Origin of the sequence: Thermococcus sp., assembly GCF_027023865.1 — an archaeon.
In the GTDB taxonomy this organism is placed as follows: Archaea; Methanobacteriota_B; Thermococci; order Thermococcales; family Thermococcaceae; genus Thermococcus.
Genome location: NZ_JALVUC010000008.1, coordinates 91,180 through 116,543 on the forward strand (window position 1 = coordinate 91,180; position 25,364 = coordinate 116,543).

The 25,364-nt window shown below is 52.2% G+C and carries 28 protein-coding genes and 1 pseudogene; 24 read left to right on the forward strand and 5 right to left on the reverse strand.

Annotated elements, in window-relative coordinates; translation table 11 throughout:
- The first annotated feature begins 39 nt into the window (after window positions 1–39).
- Window positions 40–384 carry a signal recognition particle protein Srp19 gene (locus MV421_RS02155; protein ID WP_297421383.1) on the forward strand — a complete coding sequence of 115 codons (345 nt, stop codon included), beginning with the start codon at window positions 40–42 and terminating at the stop codon, window positions 382–384.
- On the opposite strand, the gene MV421_RS02160 is transcribed toward MV421_RS02155, so the two are convergent.
- Window positions 385–630: an Lrp/AsnC ligand binding domain-containing protein gene (locus MV421_RS02160; RefSeq protein ID WP_088853147.1), complete on the reverse strand. Its 246-nt coding sequence runs from the start codon at window positions 628–630 to the stop codon at window positions 385–387.
- Between the two features lie 192 nt (window positions 631–822).
- Between MV421_RS02160 and MV421_RS02165 the strand changes: the two genes are divergently transcribed.
- The 10 genes from MV421_RS02165 to MV421_RS02210 all read left to right on the forward strand — a co-directional run bounded on the left by MV421_RS02165 (window position 823) and on the right by MV421_RS02210 (window position 13,926).
- Entirely contained in the window at window positions 823–3,015 is a 2,193-nt protein-coding gene (locus MV421_RS02165; RefSeq protein ID WP_297421380.1) for an ABC transporter substrate-binding protein, read from the forward strand.
- 50 nt (window positions 3,016–3,065) lie between these two features.
- Complete coding sequence (locus MV421_RS02170; RefSeq protein WP_297421378.1) at window positions 3,066–4,067, forward strand: ABC transporter permease; 1,002 nt, start codon at window positions 3,066–3,068, stop codon at window positions 4,065–4,067.
- A gap of 37 nt (window positions 4,068–4,104) precedes the next feature.
- On the forward strand, window positions 4,105–5,280 hold the full coding sequence (locus tag MV421_RS02175) for an ABC transporter permease (protein WP_297421474.1): 1,176 nt from the start codon (window positions 4,105–4,107) through the stop codon (window positions 5,278–5,280).
- Window positions 5,273–6,253, forward strand: coding sequence for an ABC transporter ATP-binding protein (locus MV421_RS02180; protein WP_297517753.1), 981 nt, complete (start codon window positions 5,273–5,275; stop codon window positions 6,251–6,253). The genes MV421_RS02175 and MV421_RS02180 overlap by 8 nt, the downstream gene beginning before the upstream one ends.
- A gap of 10 nt (window positions 6,254–6,263) precedes the next feature.
- Window positions 6,264–7,235, forward strand: coding sequence for an ABC transporter ATP-binding protein (locus MV421_RS02185; protein ID WP_297421374.1), 972 nt, complete (start codon window positions 6,264–6,266; stop codon window positions 7,233–7,235).
- 504 nt (window positions 7,236–7,739) lie between these two features.
- The gene (locus tag MV421_RS02190; protein WP_297419959.1) at window positions 7,740–8,876 is read left to right on the forward strand and encodes an ATP-NAD kinase family protein; all 1,137 of its coding nucleotides are present in this window, start codon (window positions 7,740–7,742) and stop codon (window positions 8,874–8,876) included.
- A 45-nt stretch (window positions 8,877–8,921) separates the two neighbouring features.
- A complete protein-coding gene (locus tag MV421_RS02195) occupies window positions 8,922–9,830 on the forward strand; it encodes a hypothetical protein (protein WP_297419956.1) in 909 nt (302 codons plus the stop codon).
- A 42-nt stretch (window positions 9,831–9,872) separates the two neighbouring features.
- The gene (locus MV421_RS02200; protein WP_297504049.1) at window positions 9,873–10,484 is read left to right on the forward strand and encodes a hypothetical protein; all 612 of its coding nucleotides are present in this window, start codon (window positions 9,873–9,875) and stop codon (window positions 10,482–10,484) included.
- A 97-nt stretch (window positions 10,485–10,581) separates the two neighbouring features.
- A complete protein-coding gene (gene aor / locus MV421_RS02205; RefSeq protein WP_297504060.1) occupies window positions 10,582–12,402 on the forward strand; it encodes an aldehyde ferredoxin oxidoreductase in 1,821 nt (606 codons plus the stop codon).
- A gap of 372 nt (window positions 12,403–12,774) precedes the next feature.
- Complete coding sequence (locus MV421_RS02210) at window positions 12,775–13,926, forward strand: tungsten cofactor oxidoreductase radical SAM maturase (protein WP_297419950.1); 1,152 nt, start codon at window positions 12,775–12,777, stop codon at window positions 13,924–13,926.
- Between the two features lie 45 nt (window positions 13,927–13,971).
- On the opposite strand, the gene MV421_RS02215 is transcribed toward MV421_RS02210, so the two are convergent.
- On the reverse strand, window positions 13,972–15,663 hold the full coding sequence (locus MV421_RS02215) for a radical SAM protein (protein ID WP_297419948.1): 1,692 nt from the start codon (window positions 15,661–15,663) through the stop codon (window positions 13,972–13,974).
- Window positions 15,664–16,004: 341 nt separating this feature from the next.
- Between MV421_RS02215 and MV421_RS02220 the strand changes: the two genes are divergently transcribed.
- Window positions 16,005–16,463, forward strand: coding sequence for a GbsR/MarR family transcriptional regulator (locus MV421_RS02220; protein ID WP_297419945.1), 459 nt, complete (start codon window positions 16,005–16,007; stop codon window positions 16,461–16,463).
- On the opposite strand, the pseudogene tdt reads toward MV421_RS02220, so the two are convergent.
- Window positions 16,460–17,484: pseudogene (gene tdt, locus MV421_RS10985) on the reverse strand (tellurite-resistance/dicarboxylate transporter). The gene MV421_RS02220 and the pseudogene tdt overlap by 4 nt on opposite strands.
- A 219-nt stretch (window positions 17,485–17,703) precedes the next feature.
- Here tdt and MV421_RS02235 point away from each other — a divergent pair.
- From MV421_RS02235 to MV421_RS02245, 3 genes are all read left to right on the forward strand, one after another.
- Window positions 17,704–17,973 (forward strand): hypothetical protein, encoded by a 270-nt coding sequence (locus MV421_RS02235; protein ID WP_297419940.1) that lies wholly within the window; start codon window positions 17,704–17,706, stop codon window positions 17,971–17,973.
- A gap of 63 nt (window positions 17,974–18,036) precedes the next feature.
- Window positions 18,037–18,552, forward strand: a complete 516-nt coding sequence (locus MV421_RS02240; protein WP_297419937.1) for an ArsR family transcriptional regulator — start codon at window positions 18,037–18,039, stop codon at window positions 18,550–18,552.
- A 164-nt stretch (window positions 18,553–18,716) separates the two neighbouring features.
- Window positions 18,717–19,451, forward strand: a complete 735-nt coding sequence (locus tag MV421_RS02245) for a sulfite exporter TauE/SafE family protein (RefSeq protein ID WP_297419934.1) — start codon at window positions 18,717–18,719, stop codon at window positions 19,449–19,451.
- 4 nt (window positions 19,452–19,455) lie between these two features.
- On the opposite strand, the gene MV421_RS02250 is transcribed toward MV421_RS02245, so the two are convergent.
- Entirely contained in the window at window positions 19,456–19,890 is a 435-nt protein-coding gene (locus MV421_RS02250) for a ferredoxin family protein (RefSeq protein WP_297419931.1), read from the reverse strand.
- A gap of 130 nt (window positions 19,891–20,020) precedes the next feature.
- Between MV421_RS02250 and MV421_RS10990 the strand changes: the two genes are divergently transcribed.
- The 6 genes from MV421_RS10990 to MV421_RS11015 are packed head-to-tail and all read left to right on the forward strand — an operon-like array spanning window position 20,021 to window position 21,678.
- Window positions 20,021–20,425 (forward strand): ATP-binding cassette domain-containing protein, encoded by a 405-nt coding sequence (locus MV421_RS10990; RefSeq protein ID WP_366938864.1) that lies wholly within the window; start codon window positions 20,021–20,023, stop codon window positions 20,423–20,425.
- Between the two features lie 26 nt (window positions 20,426–20,451).
- Window positions 20,452–20,580, forward strand: a complete 129-nt coding sequence (locus MV421_RS10995; RefSeq protein WP_367271104.1) for a hypothetical protein — start codon at window positions 20,452–20,454, stop codon at window positions 20,578–20,580.
- On the forward strand, window positions 20,565–20,735 hold the full coding sequence (locus MV421_RS11000) for a hypothetical protein (protein WP_366938863.1): 171 nt from the start codon (window positions 20,565–20,567) through the stop codon (window positions 20,733–20,735). The genes MV421_RS10995 and MV421_RS11000 overlap by 16 nt, the downstream gene beginning before the upstream one ends.
- A 39-nt stretch (window positions 20,736–20,774) precedes the next feature.
- Window positions 20,775–21,020 carry a hypothetical protein gene (locus tag MV421_RS11005; RefSeq protein ID WP_297419928.1) on the forward strand — a complete coding sequence of 82 codons (246 nt, stop codon included), beginning with the start codon at window positions 20,775–20,777 and terminating at the stop codon, window positions 21,018–21,020.
- 20 nt (window positions 21,021–21,040) lie between these two features.
- Window positions 21,041–21,175: a hypothetical protein gene (locus tag MV421_RS11010; RefSeq protein ID WP_297419925.1), complete on the forward strand. Its 135-nt coding sequence runs from the start codon at window positions 21,041–21,043 to the stop codon at window positions 21,173–21,175.
- Window positions 21,172–21,678 (forward strand): SufD family Fe-S cluster assembly protein, encoded by a 507-nt coding sequence (locus MV421_RS11015; RefSeq protein ID WP_297419923.1) that lies wholly within the window; start codon window positions 21,172–21,174, stop codon window positions 21,676–21,678. The genes MV421_RS11010 and MV421_RS11015 overlap by 4 nt, the downstream gene beginning before the upstream one ends.
- A 1-nt stretch (window position 21,679) precedes the next feature.
- On the opposite strand, the gene MV421_RS02265 is transcribed toward MV421_RS11015, so the two are convergent.
- Window positions 21,680–22,078 carry a NifB/NifX family molybdenum-iron cluster-binding protein gene (locus tag MV421_RS02265; protein ID WP_297419962.1) on the reverse strand — a complete coding sequence of 133 codons (399 nt, stop codon included), beginning with the start codon at window positions 22,076–22,078 and terminating at the stop codon, window positions 21,680–21,682.
- 215 nt (window positions 22,079–22,293) lie between these two features.
- On the opposite strand from MV421_RS02265, the gene MV421_RS02270 reads away from it, so the two are divergent.
- The 3 genes from MV421_RS02270 (at window position 22,294) to MV421_RS02280 (ending at window position 25,296) form a co-directional block, all read left to right on the forward strand.
- Window positions 22,294–22,782 (forward strand): universal stress protein, encoded by a 489-nt coding sequence (locus MV421_RS02270; RefSeq protein ID WP_297419920.1) that lies wholly within the window; start codon window positions 22,294–22,296, stop codon window positions 22,780–22,782.
- Window positions 22,779–23,807 carry an arsenic resistance protein gene (locus tag MV421_RS02275; protein ID WP_297419916.1) on the forward strand — a complete coding sequence of 343 codons (1,029 nt, stop codon included), beginning with the start codon at window positions 22,779–22,781 and terminating at the stop codon, window positions 23,805–23,807. Before MV421_RS02270 ends, MV421_RS02275 begins: the two co-directional genes overlap by 4 nt.
- Window positions 23,808–23,871: 64 nt before the next feature.
- The gene (locus MV421_RS02280; RefSeq protein WP_297419913.1) at window positions 23,872–25,296 is read left to right on the forward strand and encodes a radical SAM protein; all 1,425 of its coding nucleotides are present in this window, start codon (window positions 23,872–23,874) and stop codon (window positions 25,294–25,296) included.
- Window positions 25,297–25,364 lie beyond the last annotated feature (68 nt).

Here is a 25,364-nt window from a genome sequence, read left to right on the forward strand (position 1 = left end):
TTTTAACGGGGATTCTTTTAAACCTTGTCCGGTGAGACAATGGTGAAGTTCGTAGTGTGGCCCAGCGAACTGGACGCGAGGCTTAGCAGAAAGTACGGAAGGATGGTGGGAAAGGAAACCGCGGTCGATTCTCCTGGAATAGATGAGATAGCTGAAGCTGCAAGGGCTTTGGGTATGAGCATCATCGAGAGTTATGAGGGAAAGCTGAACCCTCGCCTGTCGGGCCTTGGGGAAGCGTACAGAGCCAAGGGGATGATCCGGGTGGAGAGCAAACACCCAAAGGGCAAGGCGCTGAGAATGATTGCACAGAAGGTGAGAGAGTTTAGAAAAGCGAGAGGCAAATCCAAAGGCAAGAAGCGCAAATCCGGGAAGAAAAAGAGGTAATCACTCCTCCTCTTCCATCTCGACTACTATGGCTGTGGTGGTGTCGATAACACCGTCTATGTTGTGTATGTCGTGGAGAATTCTTCTGGTAAGCTCTCCAAGGTCGTTGGCCTCTATGTGGACTATGGCGTCATAGGGACCGGTTACAGCATCGGCCTTCGTAACGCCTGGGATCTGCTTGAGCGCCTCTATGACGCTCTCAACTTTTCCAATCTCAACGGTCAACAAAACATACGACCTGACCATTTTCACCACCGGGAAAGGTTTTACGTGAATACTTCCATTCCAACTCATTTAAGCTTTTCGTAACTTAGACATCAGGCCATTATAGCCGGGTAATACACCAAAGACATTATTACTATACCAAAACGTTCATCGAAAGATTTATACGTTTCCTAAAACAAGGTATATTGCCTTAATCCCCAGAGGTGAGCATTCATGAGGGGAAAGATTGCAGCAGCACTTTTATTGGTTTTTGTTGTGGCTTTTTCAGTAGCGGCCAGCGGCTGTATCGGCGGTGGCAGTAGTCCGACAACCACTACAATGAGCCCCACAGGAAGCAAGTCCACTTCAAGTCCCACGACATCCAGCCCGGTGACTACTACCGTTCAGTCATCCAAGGCAGTAAATTACATTGAAGGACATCTCTCAAAGGCAACCGTCATAGACACGCCCAAATACGTCGTTGTAGTTGGGCCGGCAGGGAGCGGTGCAAAGGTCTCAAACCTCCCGAACAAGCCAGCTATAGTCGTCGCCTACAAAGTTAACGCGGCCAAGACTCCGAGCATACAAGAGCTTATGAAGAACCAGCAGGGATTCGGGCAGATAAACCCTGCCTTCCTCCGTGATCCCGACATGGACGCTCTAATCCAGCTCGCTAGGGAAATAACCAACCCCACCATCAGGGGGGCACTTTACAACGCTCTCTACGTACTCGCCAACAGGCAGGTTCCCGAGATAATCCTCGGTGACAACAAGGCGGTTCGCGTTTACTGGAACTGGGTGCACAACTGGTACTACAACCCAGTCCTAGCTCCGCGCTGGGACCTAGTCATGAAGGACAAGAACGCACCGACCGTTAGTATAGGCATAGGTGACTACAAGAACGAACCCGGGACCATAGTCGAAACCACGTTCGGATGGCCGAGCTCCTTCGATCCGGCCTTTGACTACGAGACCTTTGGCTGGGCCCTCTACCACAACGTCGGCGACACCCTAGTTACCTACTGGGAGAACGAGACAACGAAGGTATCACCCGACCTCGCCGTTGCTTGGGCACACAACAAGGATGGAACCGTCTGGTACTTCGTCATCAGGGGTGGTGTTAAAGCCTACGACCCCAAGAACGGCGAGCTTTACCCGATAAACGCCACTGACGTTGAGTTCGAGTTCTGGCGCGTCCTCAGGGCCGGTTACTCAGTCAACTGGATGCTGGCAACCTACACCAACCTTTCGAAGAGCTATGCGATGAGCGACAGCGAGTTTGAGAAGGTCCTCCAGAACGGCGGCGTAATAGCCGACTTCAACGGCAAGACCAAGGAAGTTAATAACCTCAACGAGCTGCTCCAGTTCTTCGGCTACAGCGGACCGACGGCTGGAGTCTACAAGCTCGTCCTGCCGCACCCGTATGGAGGAATACTGAGCGTTCTCGCTGACCCCTACCTCATGGTCATCCCGGCCAAGTACATGCTCGGCAGCAAGTACGAGGAGGCCATGAAGGCCGCCAAGTGGGGCAGGGACCCCGAGGCCTGGAACAACTACGTCCAGTCAGGATCCAAGGACCCGATACACACAATGCTCCAGAACAACTACATCGGAGCCTTCACCGGGCCGTTCTACATCAAGGCCGCCAAGCAGAACAGCTACATAATCCTCGAGAGGAACCCGTACTACTGGAACTCCAGCATATGGAACAAGCTTCAGCAGAAGTACCCGAACTACGTCGTCACCAAGAGGGTTATCTACGTCCTCTCAAGCGATGCAACAACGCGCATAAGCCTCTTCCAGAAGGGAGTTGCGGACATAGCGGCCGTTCCAGTTGACAGGCTCGACGCTGTGAAGAACCTCAAGCTCGGCAACTTCGAGTCTAGGATTGACTCCTTCGTCACACCAGACATGGTCTTCATCGTCCTAAACGCCGCAAAGAAGCCCTTTGACAACGTTAAAGTTAGGGAAGCGCTTGCATGGGCTACACCGTACGAGCAGATTTACAAGGCTGTCTACCAGAGTTACATGGTGCCCAATTACGGTCCAATTCCGATTGGATGGCTCGGCTACACAGAGTACAATGTCATCAAGTATAATTACAACATTGGAAAAGCCCTCCAGCTAATCAAGGAAGCCGGTATCAAACCCAGCGACTACACCATAAACATCTACTACAACACTGGAAACACCCAGCGTGAGAAGATAGCAACGCTCCTTCAGAACACCTGGGGACAGCTCGGCTTTAAGATTTCAGTTACACCACTCTCATGGCCAACGTTGCTGAGCAAGACCGCCAGCGGCGACTTCAACGTTTACATCGTTGGATGGGCACCGGACTTCCTCGACCCGGACGACTACATTGGACCGTTCCTCCAGAGCGCCGTTGTCTTCGACAGCCTCAACTACGAAGTTATTAACGGATGAAGCCCTTTCTTTTCTTTTAATTCCATTCTCAAGCCTCAGGAGGGAAGAACATGGCAGGACTAGGGAAATTCCTGGTAAGAAGGGGTCTAACATTCATTCCCACTCTCATAGGAGTTACGCTCATCGTTTTTATCATAGCGTATGTAATCCCGGCCAACCCCGTCCGCGCATGGGCAGGGGGTGAAAAGGCCTCCCAGGCAGCAATCGAGATGATCAAGGAGGAATACCACCTCAATCAGCCCTGGTACGACCAGTACTGGTTCTTGGTTAAGGGCCTCTTCACGAACTCCCTGCTCGACCCGTTGAATCAGGAACCAGTTTTCACCAACATTGGGAATCGTTTCGTCGTAACGTTCCAATTGGCGCTCTTCGCGTTCTTCTTCGTAGTACTAATTGGATTGCCCCTCGGTATAATCTCGGCCCTTAAAAGGAACAGCGCAACGGACATGACCCTCAGGATAATAGCCCTGATCTTCATCTCCACGCCCATTTACGTCATAGCCTACCTCTTCATCTGGCTCTTCTTCATCCACTGGAACGCAACAACTCTGGCAGGAATCCCACCGGGACCACCGCACAGTATAACCCACATCCCAGTTATAGACGACATCCTGACCCTCAACTGGGGCAACTTCACCCAGCAGGTCGAGCGCTTCTGGCTTCCTGGCTTTACCCTCGGAATAGCGGCCGCCGGTGTACTGATGAGGTTCACCAGAAACTCCTTCCTTGAAGCCTACAGCAGGGACAGCACCCTCTTCCTAAAGGCTAAGGGGGTTCCAAAGAGCAGGCTCTACAAGCACGTCCTCAAGAACGCCCTCGTTCCGGTGATAACAATACTCGCCCTTCAGTTCGGCGGACTGCTCGCGGGAACGCCGATAACGGAGACGATCTTCAACCTGCCTGGAATTGGTCGCTACGCCCTTCAGGCGATAATGTACCTAGACTTCCCAGCCCTGATAGGTGTGACCTTCCTCTACGCTATAGTCTTCGTCACTGCCAACCTCGTGGCGGACATACTCTACGTGATAATCGATCCGAGGGTCAGACTCTGAGGTGGTTGCAATGGCAGAGCAAACAGGGGAATATGAAATCAGAGAAGAGTACGAGATGGGAATACTAGACAGGATCAGTGACAGGCTTATAGACGGTTTTGCATCCTTCATGGACCTCTTTAAGAAAGACTGGAAGAGGAGAAACCAGTCAAGGATCAAAGAGTGGAAACTGATGGCGTACGCGGTCAACCGTTCGCCTCCAACGTTGCTTGGCCTTCTCATTGTGATTGTTTACATCTTCATAGGGATTTTTGGGCCTTACCTCACCCCCTGGCCCTACGACTTCTTCCCTGTCACCTACAACTACTCAACCCAGCTCGCACCTCCTGGCTCAACCTACTTCCTAAACGTTACACAGCTCCAGAACGGCTACATCATCCACTATACCACCTACATCCATTATCTGTTGGGTTCTGACACGTACGGAAGGGACGTACTGAGCATACTCCTGGCAGGAGCCAGGACTGCCCTGGTTCTGGACATCTTCATCATCCTAATAGGCCCAACGATGGGAATAATCTTCGGTCTGATATCAGGCTACTACGGCGGAAAGGTTGACGAGACCATAATGCGTATTACGGACATGTTCCTGGCATTCCCAGGACTTATACTGGCGATAGCGCTCTCAGCAGTATTACCTGGCAGGATTCAGAGCTTTCTCAACGCTCATATATGGGCCCAGATCATAGTCCTGAAGCTATTCGCGCTACATCCCAGAGACGTCAACAACCTTGGAAAACTCCTAGCCGTTTTCGTGGCTTTGGTCATCGTCTGGTGGCCCGGCTACGCAAGGATAACGCGTGGTTCAACACTGACCGAAAGGGAGAGCCTCTACGTGGAGGCAGCCCGCGCAATAGGCCTTCCAACCAGGACGATACTCTTCAGACATATACTCCCCAACATCATCGGTCCCATCCTCGTCATGATTACGATGGACTTTGGCAACATAATCCTAACAGAGGCAGGCCTCAGCTTCCTCGGACTCGGTGCCGTTCCACCGATACCTGACTGGGGTAACCTGATCAATCAGGGCTCCCAGCAGTTCCCACAAGCATGGTGGCTCGTTGCCTTCCCAGGACTCGTGATAGTCACGGTGGTCCTCGGCTGGAACCTACTCGGCGACGGTCTGAGGGACATACTCGACCCGAGGACGAGGAGAAGCTTAGAGTTCAAGCTCAAGAAGAAGTCCAAAGGAGGTGAGACCAGTGCCTGAGCCGATAATTGAGATCAAAAACCTCAGTGTTTACTTCTACACATACGCCGGCGTTGTCAAGGCAATAGAGAACGTCTCCTTCGACATCTACCGCGGTGAAACACTGGCCCTCGTTGGCGAGACAGGCTGTGGGAAGAGCGTTACCTCGAGGGCAATAGCAAAACTCATCGAGAGCCCCGGAAAGATAGTGAACGGTCAAGTGATTTACCATCGCGACGATGGTTCGACCGTTGATCTGCTTAAACTGGATGACGAAGGCATAAGGGAGATCAGGGGCAATGAGATAGCCTACATCTTCCAGGATCCGCACTCGTCACTCGATCCCCTCTACACCGTCGGCTATCAGATAGGGGAGGCCATGGAGGTCCACGAAAAGGTTAAGAACATAAAGGAGGGGGTGTCAAAGGCCGTTAACATACTCAGAGAAGTTCTGATACCCGACCCCGAGAACAGGGTCAAGGACTACCCCCACGAACTCTCCGGTGGGATGAAGCAGAGGGTGGTCATAGGAGTGGGCATAGCCAACAACCCGAGGCTCCTCATAGCGGACGAGCCGACCACGGCCCTCGACGTTACCGTCCAAGCCCAGATACTCGAGTTGCTCAACGAGCTGAAGAGAAAGTACAACGCCACCGTTCTGTTGATAACCCACAACCTCGGTGTTGTGGCAGAAACCGCCCAGCGCGTCGTCGTCATGTACGCCGGGAAGGTCGTTGAGATGGGCACCGTTGACCAGATATTCCACAACCCGCTCCATCCCTACACAGTCGCACTCCTGAGGGCGGTCCCGAATCCCCTTGGAAAGATAGAGAAGCTCGAGAGTATCCCCGGAACGGTTCCAAACCTCATCACGCCACCAAAGGGTTGCCGCTTCCATCCAAGATGCCCCTTTGCCGAGGAGCGCTGTAGAAAGGAAGTGCCAAAGCTCAAGGAGATAGAACCGGGCCATTTCGTGGCCTGCCACAGGTACTGAGGTGGTGACCATGGAACCAGTACTCAAGGTTGAAAACCTCAAGAAATACTTTCCCGTTAGGAGCCTCTTAAGGACGGTTGCGTGGGTTAAGGCCGTCGATGGCGTCAACTTCGAGATAATGCCGGGTGAGACCTTCGGTCTCGTCGGCGAGAGCGGCTGTGGTAAGACGACCACCGGGAGGACGATACTGAGGCTAATCGAACCCACCGGTGGGAAGATTAATTTCATGGGCAGGGACGTTACGAAACTCAAGGGAAAGGATCTCCTCTGGTTCAGGAGGCATGCACAGATAATGTTCCAGGACCCCTACTCCTCCCTCGATCCTAGGCAGACGGTCTTCAACATCATAATGGAACCGGTTAAATTCCATGGCATAGAGGTTGATGATCCGGAGGAGTTCGTGATAAGCCTCCTGGAGAGTGTTGGCCTCAATGAGATGCACCTCTACCGTTATCCCCACGAGTTCTCAGGAGGGCAGAGGCAGAGGATAGCCCTCGCTAAGATCCTCGCCCTCCAGCCAGACTTCGTCGTCCTCGACGAACCGACCTCGGCCCTCGACGTTTCAGTTCAGGCCAACATCCTCAACACCCTCAAGGAGCTCCAGAAGAAGCACGGGTTCTCCTACCTCTTTATAAGCCACGACCTCGGTGTTGTGAAGTACATGAGCCACAGGATGGGAGTAATGTACCTCGGAAAGCTCGTGGAGGTTGGTCCCTCCGAGAGAATATTCGAGAACCCGCTTCATCCTTACACCCAGATGCTCCTCTCGGCGATACCGATTCCAGACCCCGAACTCTCAAGGAAGAAGGAGAGAATGGAAATCAAGGGTGAACCCCCAAGCCCAATCAACCCACCAGGGGGCTGCCGCTTCCATCCTAGGTGCCCACTGGCTAAGGCCGGCCTCTGTGACAAGAAGGAGCCACCTCTCGTTGAGGTTGAGAAAGACCACTACGTCGCCTGCTGGCTCTACGAGAAAGCCTAGGTTGGTTTTTAACCTTTTACATTTTTCTTCCCGAAAGCCTCGCCCTTTAGGGCGGGGATGAAGTAAACCACCTAACAACCCTTAAACCACCGAAAACCCTTTTAAGTTTTTGCAACTTAATAAGGCCTCGGAGAGGCCACTCAAGAACAACCCGATGAGATGAGGGGTTTCACGTTACCACTCTGCTTTAGAGTGGTTTGACGCTGTTAAGCGTCTTCGAAAGACTGCCCGCTGAGGCAGTCTGAAACTAACGAGTGGGCCTTTGGAATGATAACCCCAAACCGTTCAGCGGTAGGGGTAACGGGCACGAGACCGTGCCCTCGGGCTGAGCCGAAACTGGTGACGGGAGTAGGTGAATGAGTGCCCGTAAACCGAACCGCCTGCTGGCGAGGGGTTAACTTGAACCCTCGCCGTTCACGACGGGGAGGAGGTCAGAGTATTCACGTTGGAGTACATGAGGTGAAACATTTAAAGTTCCCCCGCTTATTATTTCCGGCGATAGAGATGAGTCGAAAGATCGGCTTCATAGTCAACCCCATAGCTGGAATGGGCGGCAGGGTGGCCCTCAAGGGCACTGACGGCGTCGTGGAAGAGGCGATAAAGCGTGGTGCCAGGCCCGTCGCGGGGGACGTTGCGAGGCTCTTCATGAGGGAGCTTGAAGGATACGAGGAATTTGAGGATCTTGAGTTCCTCACCGGACCCGGCCCGCTCGGGGCGGACGTCCTGCGGGAATTCGACTTCTCATTTGAAGTTCTGGAGCACAGGAAGATAAACTATCGGAAGGTTAGGGACGCTGAAATCCCTGACACAACCGCGAAGGACACCAAAGAACTTGCCGGAAAGATGGTCGATAATGTCGATATAATCGTCTTCGCCGGAGGAGATGGAACGGCTAGGGACGTTTTCAGCGCCGTTGGGAAAAGGGTGCCAATCCTTGGCGTCCCAACGGGGGTGAAGATGTTCTCAGGGGTCTTTGCATCATCACCGGAGGACGCGGCGCGTTTGCTGGTCGAGTTCCTCAAGGGAAACGCGAGACTCGTTGAGAGGGACGTCATGGACCTCGATGAGGAGGCCTTTAGGCACGATGAGGTGAAGCCAAAGCACTTCGGGAAGGCCTTGACCCCCTACGCCGAGCTTCTCCTTCAGGGGGCAAAGGAACCAACGAGGACGGATGAGAGCGAGGATGTTCAGGCTACGGTTGAAGCCCTCGCGGAGGAGCTTGGGAATGGAATCTACTTCCTTGGCGCCGGTTCAACGGTAAAACGACTCAAAGATCTCCTTGGAATCGATGGGACGCTCCTCGGTGTTGATGTCGTCGAGATAAAGGACGGAAGGGCGAGACTCATCGTGAAGGATGCAACTGAGAAGGACCTCCTCAAGTTCGTTGAAAGGAACCCGAGAGTGGTCGTGACAGTCATAGGGGGTTTGGGCTTCCTCTTTGGCAGGGGAAACCAGCAATTCTCGGCCGACGTCCTCAGGAACATCCCGAAGGAAAACATAATTGTCGTCGCGGCCCCCTCTAAGGTCTCAAATGGCATTGTAAGGGCTTACACCGGTGACAGAGAAGTTGATGAGAAGCTCCGCGGTTATATAAGGGTCCGCGTAAGTCCATGGATGGAGAAGATGGTGAGGGTGGTTTAGAAAGCCGTTTATACTTCCTCTTCCTTATTCCCTTTTGGTGATGGTATGAAGTACTCACGCATAGCCGTCCGCCTCTTGGAGAGAGAGGGAGAGGACGTTTTCTACGACCCAGTTTACCACGGTAGGACCCTGAAGGTCCTCGGCATGGACAGTTATCCCCTAGAACTGCTGGAATACTTGGTCGGAGAATACAGAAAGCTCAGCTACTCCGCGGTGGTCTTCGACACGACCGGGGAGTTCCCGAAGGAGGGCTTTGACACGGTTATCTCGATTGAAGACGGAAAGGGAACGGGCCTCGATCCCATACATATGGGTACTGGGGGTTACTTCGACCCTTACATTGCGGCAACGATAGTACAGACCATCTACGGCCTTGACAGAACCCTAACAGACAGGCTCTACTCCGACATTCTGAGTGGGAAGATCAAAAGTGTTCCAGAGGCGGCTAAAGCCGGGGAGAAGTACTCGGAAGTTATCCTTGAGAGCTACACTCCACTTGACGAGGCGTTCTACTCCGGAAAAATCCCAAAACTCGGGAAGAACGTCCTCGTTGACATGGGGAAGGTCCACAACTCAACACTCGTTGGTATGGCCTTTCTAATCTTGGCGGCAGCACTTGAGAAGCGCAGGGAAACGGTCGTTGGAATCTTCGACGGCGCGGTTCTTGGATACACGACGGCTGGAAATGCCGCCCTCCCGCTCCTTACAAGACCACTGAGGAGACGCGTTACGGTTGTGGCGACTCAATACGCGGTGGATTCGATACTCAATCTCCCTGGCTCGACGCTCCTGCTTTATCATGATCCAGACGTGCAGGGGTTGGTTTACGAGTCGAATGGTGTCCCGCCAGGTCCCTCGCGGAAGTTTGTGGTGAAAGAAGGAGGGGCTTTCATAAAGCACACCCCCGAGACGGTTGAGGTGCTCCATGGCAATCTTCCGGAGGCGAGGAGGTAACTTTTTAACTCCCTTGCCCTAAAATTTAATGGTGAGTAAACCATGGCGTACATAGCACATGCCACCAATCCAGTGTTGTTTGGTATGCTTTTTGTGGTCTACTACTTTTCTATACCAGTCGCTCTGATACTGTGGGCGTACTTCAACAGGGAATATATTAAGAAGAGCAATTACAGGCTTAAGCGGCTCGCTGTTTACCTACTCGTGGCGTTCTTTTTCACTTCTTTCTCTGCTTACGAGATGACCTCGATATACTTTTACCTCCACTCTCCCACGGACGGCTCTCTCTGCCTCACCCCTTCCTGCGTGCTTCACTCCGTCCCACTGGAGAGGTATCATCTTCGCGGAGATGGCTTTGAGAAGCTCGGCCTTCCCGCAGTTGGCCCAATGCTGGTCTACCGCGTCTACGACGGTGGAACTAACGCAACCGACATGATGCCTGTTCTCATGAACTACGTGGCCATCATCAGGCCGATGGTGGTCCTCCCTGGGGCAGAGGTCAACGTCTATGACATCGGAGGGCATGATGCAGTTTCCCGTCAGAGGTTTTTCGTGTTCTGGCCCCTCTCTCCGGGAGGAGCTTTGACGAAGCACCTTGATGTTGAGTTTACCATCTTCATCATCTCGGGGAGTAGTAGGGGTCCAGGAGTTTGAATTTGAATATTTTTGTTTAACAAATTCTTTTCGAAGCCGGTTTTCATTTTCGCGAAAATTTATAGGGATGAATGTACAAGTAGTTCTGGCGATGTCCATGTATGGAAACTGGGGTAAATTTTTGCGCGTGAACCTCTCCACAGGGGAGGTTAAGGTTGAAGAGTACGACGAGGGACTGGCCAAGAAGTGGCTTGGGAGCAGGGGTTTGGCGATATATTTCCTCCTCAAGGAGATGGACCCGAAGGCCGACGCCCTGAGTCCTGAGAACAAGCTCATCATAATGCCCGGTCCGCTGAGCGGAACCAGTGCCCCGACCGGCGGCAGGTACAACATAGTGACAAAGAGCCCGCAGACTGGCTTCATAACCATGTCCAACTCGGGCGGCTACTTTGGGGCGGAACTGAAATTCGCCGGCTGGGATGGAATTGTAGTTGAAGGCAAAGCCGACAGTCCAGTCTACATCTACATCAACGACGACAACGTTGAGATTCGCGACGCAAGCCACCTCTGGGGCAAGATTGTGAGTGAGACAGAGGGGACCCTCAAGAAGGAGATAGGGAGCAAGAAGCTCCACATAGCCAGCATCGGTCCTGCTGGAGAAAACCTCGTTAAGTTCTCAGCGGTTATGAACGACGGTCACCGCGCCGCAGGAAGGGCCGGCGTTGGAGCGGTGATGGGAAGTAAGAACCTCAAGGCGATAGCCGTCGAGGGCCACAAGCGCGTTCCCATAGCCGACAAGCAGAAATTCATGCTTACCATCAAGGAGAAGATAAACAAGCTCAAGAACGATCCTGTAGCCGGCGGCGGACTGCCCAACTACGGAACCGCAGTTCTGGTCAACATCATAAACTCCAACGGTTTGTATCCAGCTAGAAACTTCCAGACGGGTGTGTTTGAGCTGGCCGAGGAGCACAGCGGCGAGGCGATGACGGCGAAGTACCTCATAAGGAACCAGCCCTGCTACGCCTGTCCGATAGGCTGTGGAAGGGTTAACAAGCTCATGACCATTGGAGTCACCGAAGGGCCGGAGTACGAGAGCATCTGGGCGCTCGGAGCAGACCTCGGTATAAACGACCTCGCTAGCATAATCGAGGCAAACCACCAGTGCGACGAGTTCGGTCTCGACACCATCTCGACCGGTGGAACTTTAGCAGCTGCGATGGAGCTTTACGAGAAAGGCCACCTCAAGGAAGAGGAGCTTGGAAAGGAGGCACCACCATTCAGGTGGGGCAACACGGAGGTTCTCCATTACTACATCGAAAAGATAGCCTACAGGAAGGGAATCGGTGACAAGCTCGCAGAGGGGAGCTACAGCTTTGCTGAGAGCTACGGACATCCAGAGTTCTCGATGAGCGTTAAGAAGCTCGAGCTTCCAGCCTACGATCCGCGTGGGGCGGAGGGACACGGACTCGGCTACGCTACCAACAACCGCGGCGGCTGCCACATCAAGAACTACATGATAAGCCCGGAGATACTCGGCTACCCGTACAAGATGGATCCGCATGACATAAGCGACGACAAGATAAAGATGCTCCTGCTCTTCCAGGACCTCACCGCGATAATCGACGCAGCCGGTCTCTGTGTCTTCACGACCTTTGGCCTTGGAGCTGGTGACTACCGCGACATGCTCAACGCGGCCCTTGGCTGGGATTTCTCGACCGAGGACTACCTCAAGATAGGAGAGCGCATCTGGAACGCCGAGAGGATATTCAACCTGAAAGCCGGACTCGACCCGCTTAAGGACGACACCTTGCCCAAGCGCTTCTTGGAGGAGCCGATGCCGGAGGGACCGAACAAGGGGCACACCGTCCGCTTAAAGGAGATGCTCCCGAGGTTCTACAAGATGCGCGGTTGGACCGAGGACGGAAGGGTCACGCCGGAGAAAGCGAAGGAGCTTGGCATAGAGGAGTTCCTGTGATTTCCCCTTTTCTCTTACTTTGCTATTCTTAACCTTCTTTTGAACAGAAAAGGTTTCCATGGGTATCTCTTAGAATGCTTTAAGATGATTATACAGTGTTAGAGGCATTTGATCAAGTTTTGTTTGACAAAGGTTGATGGAGACTACCGCCCCACTACAGAAAGTGTTCTCTTAAAACATTTGTAAATGCACATTATCACACAATATGTCTTATACCTGGAGTGCTGAACAGGCAAAGCCCTGCTTCACTCCCCATTTTTGTCCAGCAATCCTTTTAACACGTTTCCGTCAAAAACTGAGACCAATCAGGTGGTATTATGGTATGGAAGAACGTTGGTCAGTTAGGGTTGGATTTTTCATCCGTAGGGGGCGATGGGAGTGGCGATTAAGCCTGACAAGGAGTACACCTTCTTCCTCTGGGACGGAAAGGTCATGATAAAACCCAAGCTTGACATGAAATACCTCTACATTGAGGTCACGAGCAGATGTAACCTCAAGTGCGAGATGTGCTTCAAGCAGTACTGGGATGACACGGAGGGTGACATGAACTGGGACCTCTTCCTAAAGATACTCGACGACGCCGAGGAGTTCCCGAATCTCGAGATGATATACTTCGGCGGTATCGGCGAGCCTTCGGTTCACCCGCGCTTCATGGACATGGTGCGTGAGGTGAAGAGGAGGGGCTTCGCCATCGGCATAAGTAGCAACGGAACCCTTTTAACTGACAAGATGCTCCGCGAGTTCGCCAAGCTCGGTGTTGAACTCATGTACTTCTCTATGGATACCGTCCCCACAGCTCAGAATGCCATAACCCTTGGGCACATCGCCGCGGCCGCGACCGCCGACAAGATACGGAGGCTCGTGAAGTACCGCGAGGAATACGGAACGCACAAGCCAAGCGTGGGAGTTGAGGTCGTCGTCACGAAGGAGAACTACAGGGAACTGCCCGACATGGCACGCTTCCTTCTGAGCCTCAACGTGGACTCGATGCTAGTCTCGAACCTCCTCCCCCTGACAGAGGAGCAGACGAAGGACATAGTCTACGACGGGAGCGTTGACATGAAGCCCATCCTCGACGAACTTTACAAGATAACCCACTACGGCATCTACATCAAACTCCCCTACTTCGAACTGAAGACTGAGAGGCAATGCGACTTCGACGAGAACAACGTTGCCGTGGTTAGGTGGGACGGCGAAGTTGCACCCTGCTATCGCTTCCTCCACAGTTACTACGAGTACATCTTCGGAAGGAGGAAGAAAGTTAACGCCTACTCCTTCGGCAACGTAAGGGAGAAGAGCCTCGCGGAGATATGGACGAGCGAGAAGTACACCTGGTTCCGTTTCACCATGAAAAACTATATGTACCCTTCATGCACAGATTGTCCCCTCGTTGACGCCTGTGACTTCGTCAAGACGAGCGACATAGACTGTTGGGGCAATGAGCCGAGCTGTGCTGACTGTCTCTGGTCGCGCAGGATAGTCCAGTGCCCGATTCCCCAGCACAACTTTGGAAAGTTCTACTGAGCTTCGAGTTTCTTTTTTAAAATTAAAGTTTGAGAAAAAGGAAGATCAAACCTCAGCGCTCTGAGACACGTACTCGCTTGAGAGCCGTTTCTCAGCCGTCACTTCAACCGCACTGTAGTAGCTTGGCACGTAGAGGGAAGGCCCGCGCATGACGACGCTCTCGTCGACCCAGCTGATCTCGCTTATCCCCTTTGGTTTACCCTGCCTCACTATGTCCTCCCAGAGGCGCTTGTTGATTATGCAACCTGGATCGTCTCCAAGGAGGTCAATGGTGTAGTGATAAGCCCTCGCACGGCAACCTCCGCAGATGTTCCTGTAGGGGCAGGTCTTACACTGGCCAGTGAAGTTATCTCTGTCACGGAGTAGGTTGAAGATGTTGCTTTCCTCCCATATCTGTTTGTAGGGCTTCAGGCGGATGTTGCCAACCGGAAGGGGTAGGAAGACACAGGGGACGATAGTTCCGTCCGGCTCGATTCCTGAGTATATCCTCCCGGCGCCGCAACCGCCTATGAACTCGGCGAGCGTTTTGACCGCGTTGTTTTCGCCTATGTAGAAATGCGCTGGAGTGACGTTCTTGCCCTGGCTCTCTAGTAAAGTAACCCTTGCGTACTGCGGGGCCGTCGTTAGGAGTTCCAGCTTGCGCTTCTTCATCTGGTGGTAGACCTGTTTCATAAACTCCTCGCGTTCCTCCGGTGAAAGGTCGACTTTGAGCATGTCTTCGGCCCTTCCAGTGGGGACGAGGTTGAAGAAGATGACGCGTCTGACGCCTATGCTCTCGGCCAAGTCAAGGAGGTCATCGATCTCGCCATAAGTGTCCTTGTCCATCACAACCGCCATGCCGTGACTTATCCCTAGATTAACGGCGTTCTCAAGGGCCTTCGTCGCGTGCTCCCATGCCCCTGGGATACCGCGGAACTCGTCGTGCTTCTCAGGCTTTGCCGAATCAACGCTCACCTCGACGTACTTAATGCCGGCATCAACGGCCTTCTTAAGGTTCTCCATGTCCGCGAAGGTCCAGCCGTTTGTTGCCACGGAGGTGTGTATCCCCCTGCTCGACAGCTCCTTGACTATCCTGAGGAAATCTGGGTGGATGGTTGGCTCACCACCGCTTATTGCCACGGCAGCAACTCCGGCCCTGTCTAACTGGTTAACGAGATCCAGCTTTTCCTCGAGGGAGAGCTCGCTTGGCAGGGGTTTATCCGCCCTCTGATAGCAGTGCTTGCAGTGGAAGTTGCACATGTTGGTGAAGTTCCAGACGACGAGGAACGGCCCGGCAAGCTTCTGCGGAACGGTTATACCATACTTTGCTATTCCCTCAAGGACAACCCAGATACCGCGCCTTATGTGCGGGTCTCTGAGGAGGGCCTCCTTAACGGCTTCCTCATCGCCATGGGCCAGTTTTATACCGAGCTTGAGGAGAAGCTTTAGGGTTTCCGCCTGGAAACGTATCATCATTGGCTCGTTGAGGCTTTCCCCGGCGTAAACGCTGAGCGCCCAGTACAAAGCCGGTAGATCCCTGCCGTTTACCTCGTAGCGCTTGAGCATCGGTCTTAAGAGCGCCCTTGAGAGTGGGTTTCCAAGGATGAGTTTGAAGGCAGTTAGCGCCGTTGATAAATGGTTCCCACCGCCTTCTTCGTTTTCCTTTTTCTGAGAAGGAGGTGAATTCATAGCCTTTGGGAAGGGGTCCTGCATGACATCGGCGAGAGAGTCAATATCCTTATCAGTCCATCCGTCCATTTCCACCACCTTTATCATCTATGTCGCGAATCCATTTAACCATATTGTTATTTACCCCATAATACATTTAAACTTTTCGGTTGTGTCAGATATATCAACCAATACTGACATATCCGACATAACCGAAAGTGTTAAGTACTAGTAGGGCATAGTATACGGTAATGAAGGGGGTAGATGATTTCGGCAAGACTGGTTTCATTGGCACTGATAGAGATGCCCTTCGGTGGGAGTTTATGGACCCCTGGGGGTGATATCACTAATGGGCGCCACAAAGCTCAAAACCCTTTTAAGTTTTGTTTTTTCCGGTTTTCAGGAGGGAGTGAATCTTGGGGGTGACACCAATGCCGTCAAAGGGGGATTCAAAGAAGTTCATCCACATCGTTACCCAGCTTATGAACCGGTGGGGCTACAGCCACACTGACGGGAAGGTCTACGCACACCTCCTGCTCAAGGATAAACCAACTACCATAGCAGAGCTTGCAGAGGAGACGGGACTTAGCAGGTCCTCGATTTCAACGGCACTATCCCGGCTGGGCAGGGATTACATAGTAACGTACAGGAAGGAGGGGAAGACAAAGTATTTCTCGGCGGTTCCGGCTTTTCTGGAGAAGTTCCTCCAACAACCAAGGGAAATCTTAGAACACGATATAACCCCGCTGGAAGGGATTGTAAAAAGGTTCATGGAGGCATCACCCGAGGGAGAGGATCACTTCAGGGCTATAATGGAGGATCTCCAGCGACTGGAGTGCGTTTTGAAAAATGTGATAGAACTCGAAGAAAGGGGAATGGATTGTATTTAATGACCCCTTTCAAACACTATTCTCACGAGGATAAATGCCCATATCACCAACAGGGGCCACATGAGGATGAAGCCGAAGTGCTTCATCAGGCTGAGTCCAAAGACGCTCCCTATATCGAGGGTGGCGTTTGTGAAGGCCCCCAGAGGAAACACGAACGCCCACCAGACACCGCTGTAGGGAAGGCTCAGGTTTCTGATGTAATGTAACGTCAGCGCGGTGGCCATGACAAGCCACCAGAATCCAAGACCCCATACAAAGAAGGCGAACACCATAAAAGGCTCCTCTGGGATTGGTATCGTTGAGTTTCTTATGAGAGCGAAGAGGGCGGTTATGCTCGCCCCTATCGGTCCCAGATTCATCCATATAAGTGGGGCCATCTGGGGTGGCATGAGTTCGTGCCTTATGAATCGAAGCGTAACCACCGCGTAAAGCACTAGGTAGAGGAAGAACCCCGCACCCCAGCCGAGGTAGTTAACCGCGATCACGAACTGGCTGGTGTAGCCGGACGTTGTTTTCATAAAAATCGATCCGAATGGGAGAATAACGAGGGCAACGGGGGGATGTACCAGGCGGGAGAAAGGTGTCTCAGGTCAACCTCACCCGCTATGAAGACCTCGTAGGACATCCAGAAGGCGAAGATGATGGTGAGGACAATCCCCCAGAGCCAGAGGTACCATGCCGCTGTCAGGTCGTGCAGGGTCATTATTAACTGGGCCGCCAGAACAACGGTCGCCGCTCCGATGGTTCCGTAGAAGTGTCCCTTTGAGGGATGCCTAAGATCCTCAAGGGCCTCTTTTCTGTAAAGAACCCACCTCAACAACCACGGGATGAGGAGGATGAGGTAGAGAGCAGCGTTGAGATACGTCAGCGCTATACCCAAATCCTTCAGGGGGCTCCAGTAGAATGAGTAACGGTAGGTTACTAACCCCACTGCACCGGTTCCCATAACACTCGCAAAGACAGCCGGATTGAAGTTCTTCAGCCTCTCCACGGACATCACCTCACAGCAGTCAGTGTTCATATGATGCTCCTTACATTAGTGTTAGGGCTCCTTAAAAATATTTTGGAAATGGAAAGGAGAGACCCCAGGATTCATATATGTCGGATAAAACCGACATATCAGATATAACCGAAAAGTTTAAATAGTAGTTGGGTGTAGGCATGATTGAAGAAACCTTAGGAGGTGTTTGGAATGGCCTCTGCGAAATCCGGTCTTTGGACGGCTTTGTGTGGGGCTTGTTTGATTTTGATTGATGGTATAGCAGTCTTGGCAACGGGAAACTTCTATGGCTGGCACTACGGAAGCGCAACCGCCGTAGGATGGATCGAAATAATCCTAAGCTTAATAATGATGGGAATAGCCTACTACTACAAGAAGAGCCCTGCGGCAGTGGGCTGGAGCGTAGTGATCCTGGCTTTCATAACGATGCCTTTTGACGGTGGTTTCTGGACCATTGGGGCATGGATAGCAGTCATAGGTGGAGCCATCATAGCCACCGCCAAAAGCTGAATTTCGTTTCAAATTTTCTTTTTATTGCCTTCGTTCATTGTCTCCCTCACCGGGGGTGATAACATGTCAGCGGTTGCAAGGACTGTCATGGCTGGATGGGGAGGAACCCAAGAGGACTGCAAACGCTTCATGGAGATAGTGGGAGCCTTCTTGAGAAGGTGGGGGTATGACGGGACGGATGGTAGGGTCTATGGACTTCTCCTGCTCATGGACAGGCCCGCTACCATAGCAGAGCTATCGAGGGAGCTGGGACTAAGTCGGTCCGCGGTTTCAATGTCCCTAAAGCGACTATCAAGGGATTACCTCATCAGGTACCAGAAGAGGGGAAGGGTGAAATATTTCTCGGCGGTTCCGGCTTTTCTGGAGAAGTTCCTCCAGCAACCGAAGGACATCCTCGAACGTGATGTAATCCCCCTTGAAGATATAGTTAGAAAGATGATCGTAAGGAGCGATGATCCTGCCAGAAAAGCAAACCTTGGGGAAATCCTAAGGGATTTAACGACCCTTGATTGCGTTCTTCGTAAGATAATCAAGCTTGAGTACGAGGCAAAATGCTTGGACATGAAAGAAAACGGGTGAGGAGACTCCTGATTCCATTATCCCGATCTGGTTGAACTCTTCTCCCTCCATTTCGGGGTTCCTTGGAACGTGCTAATTCTCTAGAAGTCCTCGTTATCTGAACCAAAAAACATTTAAGTAATCTCCCTCTTGTTTGAATTGCATAACAAAATTAGGTGGTCCTAATGAACTACCCGGAGCTTGCACTCGTATCTTTTGTTCTCAGCGTCATCTTCTCGATAGGTGGGGTCGGAAGCGCGATAGCGATAGTCCCGACTATGACGTGGCTGGGTATCCCACTGATGACGGCGAAGCCAACCGGTCTCTTCATCAACACACTCTCGATGCTCTCGGCAACGCTCAAGAACCTCAAACACGGCAAGCTCGACCACCGCTTCGGCCTTCCAATCCTGCTCGTTGCCACGGCCATGGCTCCCCTTGGAGCTTACGCCGGGAAGTTCATCCCCAAAGTCTACGTCCTCTGGGTCTTCGTTGCCTTTCTGCTCTACTCCGGAACGGTTATGGTATTCTTCAAGCCAAGAAGGCATCCAAAGACGGGCAACCATGTAGTTGAAGGCTCAATAATAGGTGGAATGGCGGGCTTCCTCGGCGGTCTCCTCGGGGTGGGCGGCGGTGGGATAATAAGTCCCGCCCTGATAGTCCTCGGCTACGAGCCGAAGAAAGTGGCAGCTACCACCGCCCTCGTGGTGTTCTTCTCGTCACTGAGTGGCTTTCTAACCTATGGGGGAATGGGAACTCTTGACTGGAGGCTTCTGCTGTGGGTATCAATTCCCGCAATAGCGGGCGGCTGGCTGGGAACCCACTTGATGCACTTCAAGATGAGCTCCGAGCAGGTAAAAAAGGTGATAGGGATTATAATCTACGCCATAGCCCTTAAGACTCTCTTGAACGTTCTGTGACACCTCATTCTTTCTTTGGTAGATCCTGCTCGGGCGTTGCCGTTATCTCCTCCTCACTCACATGGTTCTTTTTCGTGATCTGGCCTACTATCTCGAAGGCCTTCTTTGTCACCCTTGCTTTGGCCACCCACTTCTTGAGGAACTCCCTCGGTGGGAACTCTATGGCATCGCAGGGGCAGACCATTGAGCAGGTGTTGCAGCCTACGAGGCAGTTGTAGGGCCTCGCCACAACCGGCTTCCCCTCCTCTGGATCCCAGTCGAAGACGCGCCGTCCGCAGGTGACAAAGCAGATTCCGCAACCGGCGCAACGGTCGTAGTTTATCTTCGGGTACCACTCTATCTCTTTCCTATCAGCCCCCCACCAGGGGATGACGCTGAGATCCTTAACCTCCCTACCGAGTGCGTCCTTTCCAATAACGGGAGCCTCAACGTTCGACATCGCCCTCACCTCAGTTATGGCTAATAATATTTCATTTAAAATATTTTTCAAATGTATTGGTTCTTAACCATTGGTTCTGGACAGCCCTACCCAGAAAATTTTAAATTCAAATTCATGTGAAAAAGTATTGATGAAAATGCTCTGCCTGAGAAACGTTGAGTATGAGAAAAGCGGGCGGAAAATCCTTCAAAGAGTAAACATAACTTTCAGAGAGGGCATGAGTTACTCGATACTCGGGTCTAATGGGGCCGGAAAGTCAACGATAGCCAAGATTCTGATGGGCGAGCTGAAACTGACCTCAGGTCAGGTTCTCCTCGAAGGAAACGACATCACTGGGCTGAGCGTAACCGAGAGGGCAAAACTGGGCATAAGCATGGCCTGGCAGGAGCCGGCGCGCTACGAGGGGATAAAGATTGGGGAGTACCTCACCCTCGGCGGAAAGCTGAAGATCGGGGAGGACGAGATGAGGGAGGCACTCGAGCTTGTTGGTCTCCCTACGAACTCTACGCCAACAGGTTTATCGACAAGGGCCTAAGCGGGGGCGAACGGAAGAGGATTGAACTGGCCTCGCTCCTCCTCCTGAAGCCGAGGTACGTTATCCTCGACGAGCCGGATTCGGGCCTTGATATAACCGCGGGCGAGCTTATCGAGGAGCTTTTGGGAGGTTCAAAAAGATGGGAACGACGGTGATTCTGATCACCCACCACGAGGAAATCGCTGGAAAAACCGACTTCGCGTACTTCGTCTGCGTAGGCAGGCTCGTCAAGAAGGGCTTTTCCAGAGAGGTCGTTGATTACTACAGGAAAACCTGCGGAAGGTGCCTCTTCGTGGAGGGATCGCCGTGACGATAAAAATTGACCGCGTGAAGGAGTACGAGGCCCTCCTTGAGGTGTACGAGTGAGGGTCTCGATAAATCGCTCTTCGATAACAGGGTCGCGGCCATAATCATCAGCGGGGACAGGATAATCGGCCTAAACAACGTCCCTGGAGTTGCGATAGAGGGCGAGGAGATAGAAAACGGCGTAAAGGCTGACGTTAGGATAGCCGATGGGGTAGAGCTTCCCTTCCCGATCACCTCTGCACAGGCTACCTCAAGGGTAAGGGCTACCAGAGGGTTGAGTTCAACATAGCCGTCGGAAGGAACTCGGAAGTGAGGTTCACCTCCCACTGCATATTCCCCTACGCAGAGGACTTCACCCACGAGGCGACAGCGGGGATAACCGTTGGCGAGAACTCCACGGTGCTCTACGACGACGAACACATACACGGCAATGGGGTGAGATGATAAGCAGGACGGAGGTGGAGGTCGAGAAGGGCGGCCGCTACACTGGTAAGTTTTCCCTCATGAAGCACCGCGCGAGGGAGCTCAAGCTTGAGATGACTGCGAAGCTCGCTGGGAGGGCAGTTGCGGAGCTGACCTCGAAGATCAGGGCAGTCGAGGACGACTCGGTCGAGGTCAGGGAAATTCTCCTGCTGGAGGGTGCCCGTTCAAGGGGAAATCTCAAAAGCACGGTCATAGCCTTCGACAGCTCAAAAGTTAACGTCGTGAACGAAGCGTACGGTTTTGGAGACTACGCCAAGGGCCACGTCGAGTGCCATGAAGTAGTTAAGGGAAACGCGGACGTCCAGACGGTTCCCCTGCTGAGAGTGAAGAACGACAAGGCGGAACTTACGCACGAGGCCTCGATAGGCAGGGTAAACGAGACCCAGCTCATCCAGCTCATGGCGAGGGGATTAACTGAAGAAGAGGCGTCGGAGCTTATAATAAAGGGGCTTTTGATGTGGTAGTTCACTCTCTGTGCTTTTCGCATTCCCCTTTGTGCTCCTTCTCCCGCCTTATCTTCTCCTTCCAGTTGGGATCGACCTCGAGAACCTGCTCGATGAAGGCTTTAACGACCTCCCTGATTGGTCCGTAGGCACCTGTGACAACCGTTATCCCGAAGTCGTTGAAATAATCAACCGCCTTCCTGCCCATGCCGTAAGCTAGAACAACCTCCCCCCCGTGCTCTTTTATGAAGCCGGGCAAATCACCGGGTCCGTGTTCTTCAAAGGGAATCCCAACGGCCTCATAGCTTTTAATCTTGTTGTCCTCAACATCGACAAAGACGAAGTACCTTGCCCTTCCGAAGTGCCCACTGACGTTGCTCTCAAGGCCTCTGTCCTCCTCAGCAGGGATTGCGATCCTCATTTTCACCACCGTAGTTATGAATATCTTTTCAAATATAAACCTTGTGCGAATGCACGTTCATTCTTTGGATATCAGTAAAACCCTACCTTCACCACGTTACCCCCCAATTGCCTGTCCCTCTTTACACATATCTGACCCAAAAAGTTTAAAAATGGTTAGGCTCTCCGAATTAATTGAATAAAAATTAAGATGAAAAACTAAACAGGTGATAGGTCATGTTTAGGAAGGTGTTATTCCCAACTGATTTCAGCGAAGGCTCATATAGGGCCGCAAAGCGGTTTGAGAGGACAAACGAGGTTCCAGTGGGGGAAGTAGTCCTTCTTCACGTTATAGACGAAGGAACCATAGAGGACCTTCTCAACGGCTACTCACTTCTCTACGAGAGAGAGGAAATCGAGATCAAAGAGGTGGAGGAGAAACTGAAAGAGAAGATCATAGAGAAACTCCAGACAAGGATTGAAGACGTGAAAAAGGCCTTTAAGACGGACAAGGTCAAACCCGTTGTCCGTTTCGGCTTCCCCTGGGAGGAGATAGTGAATGTTGCTGAGGAGGAGGACGTCTCCCTCATAATCCTCCCAACCCACGGAAAGCTTGGCTTCTCCAAGGAACTCATCGGCTCAACCGTGATGCGCGTGCTGAAGAAAACTTTCAGACCAGTCATGCTCATAAAGCCAAAGTGCAGGTGCGGGGGGGATGAGGAATGAACTGGTTGAAGTTTAAGAACCACCTTGATAAGTACCTGCCGGTTTACGTTATCCTTGCCATGATAGCCGGCTTCTACGTGGGAACTCATACCAACCTAAAGCCCTACCACGAGACGCTCAGGACCCTCAACATGCTCGTCGTCATCAGCATGATCTATCCGATGATGATCAACCTCCGCCTCGGGGAGCTTAAGAACAGTGCAAAACTTGGAAAACAGCTTGCCATAGCCCTCGCGATGGGGCTTGTGATCTCCCCGCTCATCATGTACGGTGCGATATGGCTGACCGGCTTATTTCACCCGGTAAACCACATGCTCGCCCTCGGGCTTCTCTTGGCGGTAGTTGTTCCCTGCTCTTCGATGAGCATAGCCTACACCGGATTCACCAAGGGCAACATTGAGCTGGCGACCATTGTCGTTGCCCTCAGCTTCACCCTCGCCATAGTTACAGTTCCAGCGTGGCTGAAGATATTCGCTTCCAGCTATCACATCCCGATCTCAGTCTGGCTCCTCGTCAAGACCATCATCATCGTCGTCATAACGCCCATGATACTCGGAGTCCTCACGAGGGCCTATCTTATGGGGAAACTCGGCCCGGAGGGCTTCCTAAGGATTAAACCAGCGTTCCCTGCAATTTCGCTTCTCGGCATGTACACCATCGTCTTCCTAATCTTCATGGAGAAGGCGAGGCTCATAGCGGCGAAGCCAGAAATAGTGGGGATTGCCCTCATTCCACTGGCCCTTTACTACATCATTGCCCTCCTCTTCATGACCATCGTTGACCGGGCTACGGGGATACTCTACAAGGATCACATGGGTATAACCTTCACCTCAGTTGGGAAGAACGAGGGAACTGCAATGGCGATAGCCCTCGCCGCTGGAACCGGACTGATGGCCATAGCCCCGGCGGTGACCCCAATAGCCCAGATACCTTTCCTGGTCGGCTACGTCAAGATCTGGAAAGCAATAGCAGGGATGTGGAAGTGCAAACTCAAGGACGAAGAAGCCGTTCCTGAAGGGGCATGATTTAAATTTTTCCCTAATCCTTTTTACGCCCTTTGTTGTAAAGAACCTCTTGAGGGTGAGGAAAATGAGGGTGCTCCTTATTCTTCCTCCAACGGATAGTGCAATAAAGCGGGTTGTAGGAACGACGGGCCCTCCACTAGGCTTGGCCTATCTTGCCTCCATGGTTCGTGATGAACACGATGTCAAGATAGTCGACGGGATAGCCGAGGACTTAACCTTTGAAGACGTCATGAAGATAATAAAACACTATGACCCGGATATGGTTGGAATAACCGCCACAACTTCAGCTATGTATGATGCCTATGCTATTGCGAGGATAACCAAGAACTTCAACGAAAACATCTTCGTAGTAATGGGGGGTCCACATGTTACGTTTACGCCAGAACTGACGATGAGGGAGTGCCCGTGCATCGACGCAGTGGTAAGAGGAGAAGGTGAGCTAACCTTTAAAGAACTCGTGGATGCAGTTGATAAGGGCCGCCCCCTAAGGGGAATCCTCGGGTTATCCTACCAAGAGGGGAACGGTAAGATACGAAACGAGCCTCCGAGACCACTCATAAAGAACGTAGACGAAATTCCAATGCCCTCCTATGACCTCCTTCCTATGGGCAAATACGTCGCCGATAAAACTCCATTTGGCACTATAATGACAAGCAGAGGTTGCCCCTTCAACTGCGCATTCTGCTCCTCCTCGCTCCAGTTCGGGAAGCGGTGGCGCGGTCACAGCGTCGAAAGGGTACTGGAGGAGCTTTCAATACTCCGCTACGAGTATGGCAGGAGGGAAATAGAGTTTTTGGACGATACGTTCACCCTTAACAAGAAGAGGGCAGTTGATATCCCCGTAAAAATAAAAGAAGAAGGTCTCGATATAACGTGGACTGCATCGTCGAGGGTGAACACTTTCAATGAGAAGATAGCTAGGGCAATGAAGGCCGGTGGATGCCACACCGTCTACTTTGGGATAGAATCCGGCTCCCAGAAAACACTGGACTTCATAGGAAAAGGTATAACACCGGAGCAGTCAGTTGATGCGGTTAAAACCGCAAAAAAGGTGGGTCTCCAAGCCCTTGGGTCGTTTATAATTGGCTTCCCAGAGGAGACAAGAACTGAAGCCGAGACAACCATAAAGTTCGCCAAGAAGGTTGGCGTTGACTTCGCCCAGTTCACTATAGCGACACCCTACCCAGGAACGAGGCTCTGGACCTATGCAATCCAGAACAGCCTGCTCTTAACCCGGAACTGGAGGAGATACACAACGATAGACCCCGTTATGAAACTCAAGTACTTCACGCCAGAGGGCATATCCAAAATGCTGAGGAGAGCTTACCTATCCTTCTACCTAAGGCCAAAAATTCTCATAAAAGACCTCATCGAGAGGCATGGCTTTATCCTCAAGAGGGCCATCAGGGGCATTCTGAGCGTTTATTACGATACAAAAAGGAGCAAGGAAGCGAGTAAGATTCCCCTCAAGGCAGTGTCCTTTGATTGATCCACCCTCTTTTCTAAGTTCATTTTACAGATGATTTCTTGTCGTTTATGGGTCAGCATTTATTGCCC

What these genes read in the sequence shown, in the direction of transcription:
- MV421_RS02165 (WP_297421380.1), top strand. Translation starts at nt 823, where the DNA reads ATGAGGGGAAAGATTGCAGCAGCACTTTTATTGGTTTTTGTTGTGGCT.
- MV421_RS02265 (WP_297419962.1), bottom strand. Translation starts at nt 22,078, where the DNA reads ATGAGGATCGCAATCCCTGCTGAGGAGGACAGAGGCCTTGAGAGCAAC.
- MV421_RS02275 (WP_297419916.1), top strand. Translation starts at nt 22,779, where the DNA reads ATGAACTGGTTGAAGTTTAAGAACCACCTTGATAAGTACCTGCCGGTT.
- aor (WP_297504060.1), top strand. Translation starts at nt 10,582, where the DNA reads ATGTATGGAAACTGGGGTAAATTTTTGCGCGTGAACCTCTCCACAGGG.
- MV421_RS02250 (WP_297419931.1), bottom strand. Translation starts at nt 19,890, where the DNA reads ATGTCGAACGTTGAGGCTCCCGTTATTGGAAAGGACGCACTCGGTAGG.
- MV421_RS02190 (WP_297419959.1), top strand. Translation starts at nt 7,740, where the DNA reads ATGAGTCGAAAGATCGGCTTCATAGTCAACCCCATAGCTGGAATGGGC.
- MV421_RS10990 (WP_366938864.1), top strand. Translation starts at nt 20,021, where the DNA reads ATGAAAATGCTCTGCCTGAGAAACGTTGAGTATGAGAAAAGCGGGCGG.
- MV421_RS02245 (WP_297419934.1), top strand. Translation starts at nt 18,717, where the DNA reads ATGAACTACCCGGAGCTTGCACTCGTATCTTTTGTTCTCAGCGTCATC.
- MV421_RS02270 (WP_297419920.1), top strand. Translation starts at nt 22,294, where the DNA reads ATGTTTAGGAAGGTGTTATTCCCAACTGATTTCAGCGAAGGCTCATAT.
- MV421_RS02200 (WP_297504049.1), top strand. Translation starts at nt 9,873, where the DNA reads ATGGCGTACATAGCACATGCCACCAATCCAGTGTTGTTTGGTATGCTT.
- MV421_RS02280 (WP_297419913.1), top strand. Translation starts at nt 23,872, where the DNA reads ATGAGGGTGCTCCTTATTCTTCCTCCAACGGATAGTGCAATAAAGCGG.
- MV421_RS02160 (WP_088853147.1), bottom strand. Translation starts at nt 630, where the DNA reads ATGGTCAGGTCGTATGTTTTGTTGACCGTTGAGATTGGAAAAGTTGAG.
- MV421_RS02195 (WP_297419956.1), top strand. Translation starts at nt 8,922, where the DNA reads ATGAAGTACTCACGCATAGCCGTCCGCCTCTTGGAGAGAGAGGGAGAG.
- MV421_RS02155 (WP_297421383.1), top strand. Translation starts at nt 40, where the DNA reads ATGGTGAAGTTCGTAGTGTGGCCCAGCGAACTGGACGCGAGGCTTAGC.
- MV421_RS02210 (WP_297419950.1), top strand. Translation starts at nt 12,775, where the DNA reads ATGGGAGTGGCGATTAAGCCTGACAAGGAGTACACCTTCTTCCTCTGG.
- MV421_RS02215 (WP_297419948.1), bottom strand. Translation starts at nt 15,663, where the DNA reads ATGGACGGATGGACTGATAAGGATATTGACTCTCTCGCCGATGTCATG.
- MV421_RS02170 (WP_297421378.1), top strand. Translation starts at nt 3,066, where the DNA reads ATGGCAGGACTAGGGAAATTCCTGGTAAGAAGGGGTCTAACATTCATT.
- MV421_RS11015 (WP_297419923.1), top strand. Translation starts at nt 21,172, where the DNA reads ATGATAAGCAGGACGGAGGTGGAGGTCGAGAAGGGCGGCCGCTACACT.
- MV421_RS11000 (WP_366938863.1), top strand. Translation starts at nt 20,565, where the DNA reads ATGGGAACGACGGTGATTCTGATCACCCACCACGAGGAAATCGCTGGA.
- MV421_RS02220 (WP_297419945.1), top strand. Translation starts at nt 16,005, where the DNA reads ATGCCGTCAAAGGGGGATTCAAAGAAGTTCATCCACATCGTTACCCAG.
- MV421_RS02185 (WP_297421374.1), top strand. Translation starts at nt 6,264, where the DNA reads ATGGAACCAGTACTCAAGGTTGAAAACCTCAAGAAATACTTTCCCGTT.
- MV421_RS02240 (WP_297419937.1), top strand. Translation starts at nt 18,037, where the DNA reads ATGTCAGCGGTTGCAAGGACTGTCATGGCTGGATGGGGAGGAACCCAA.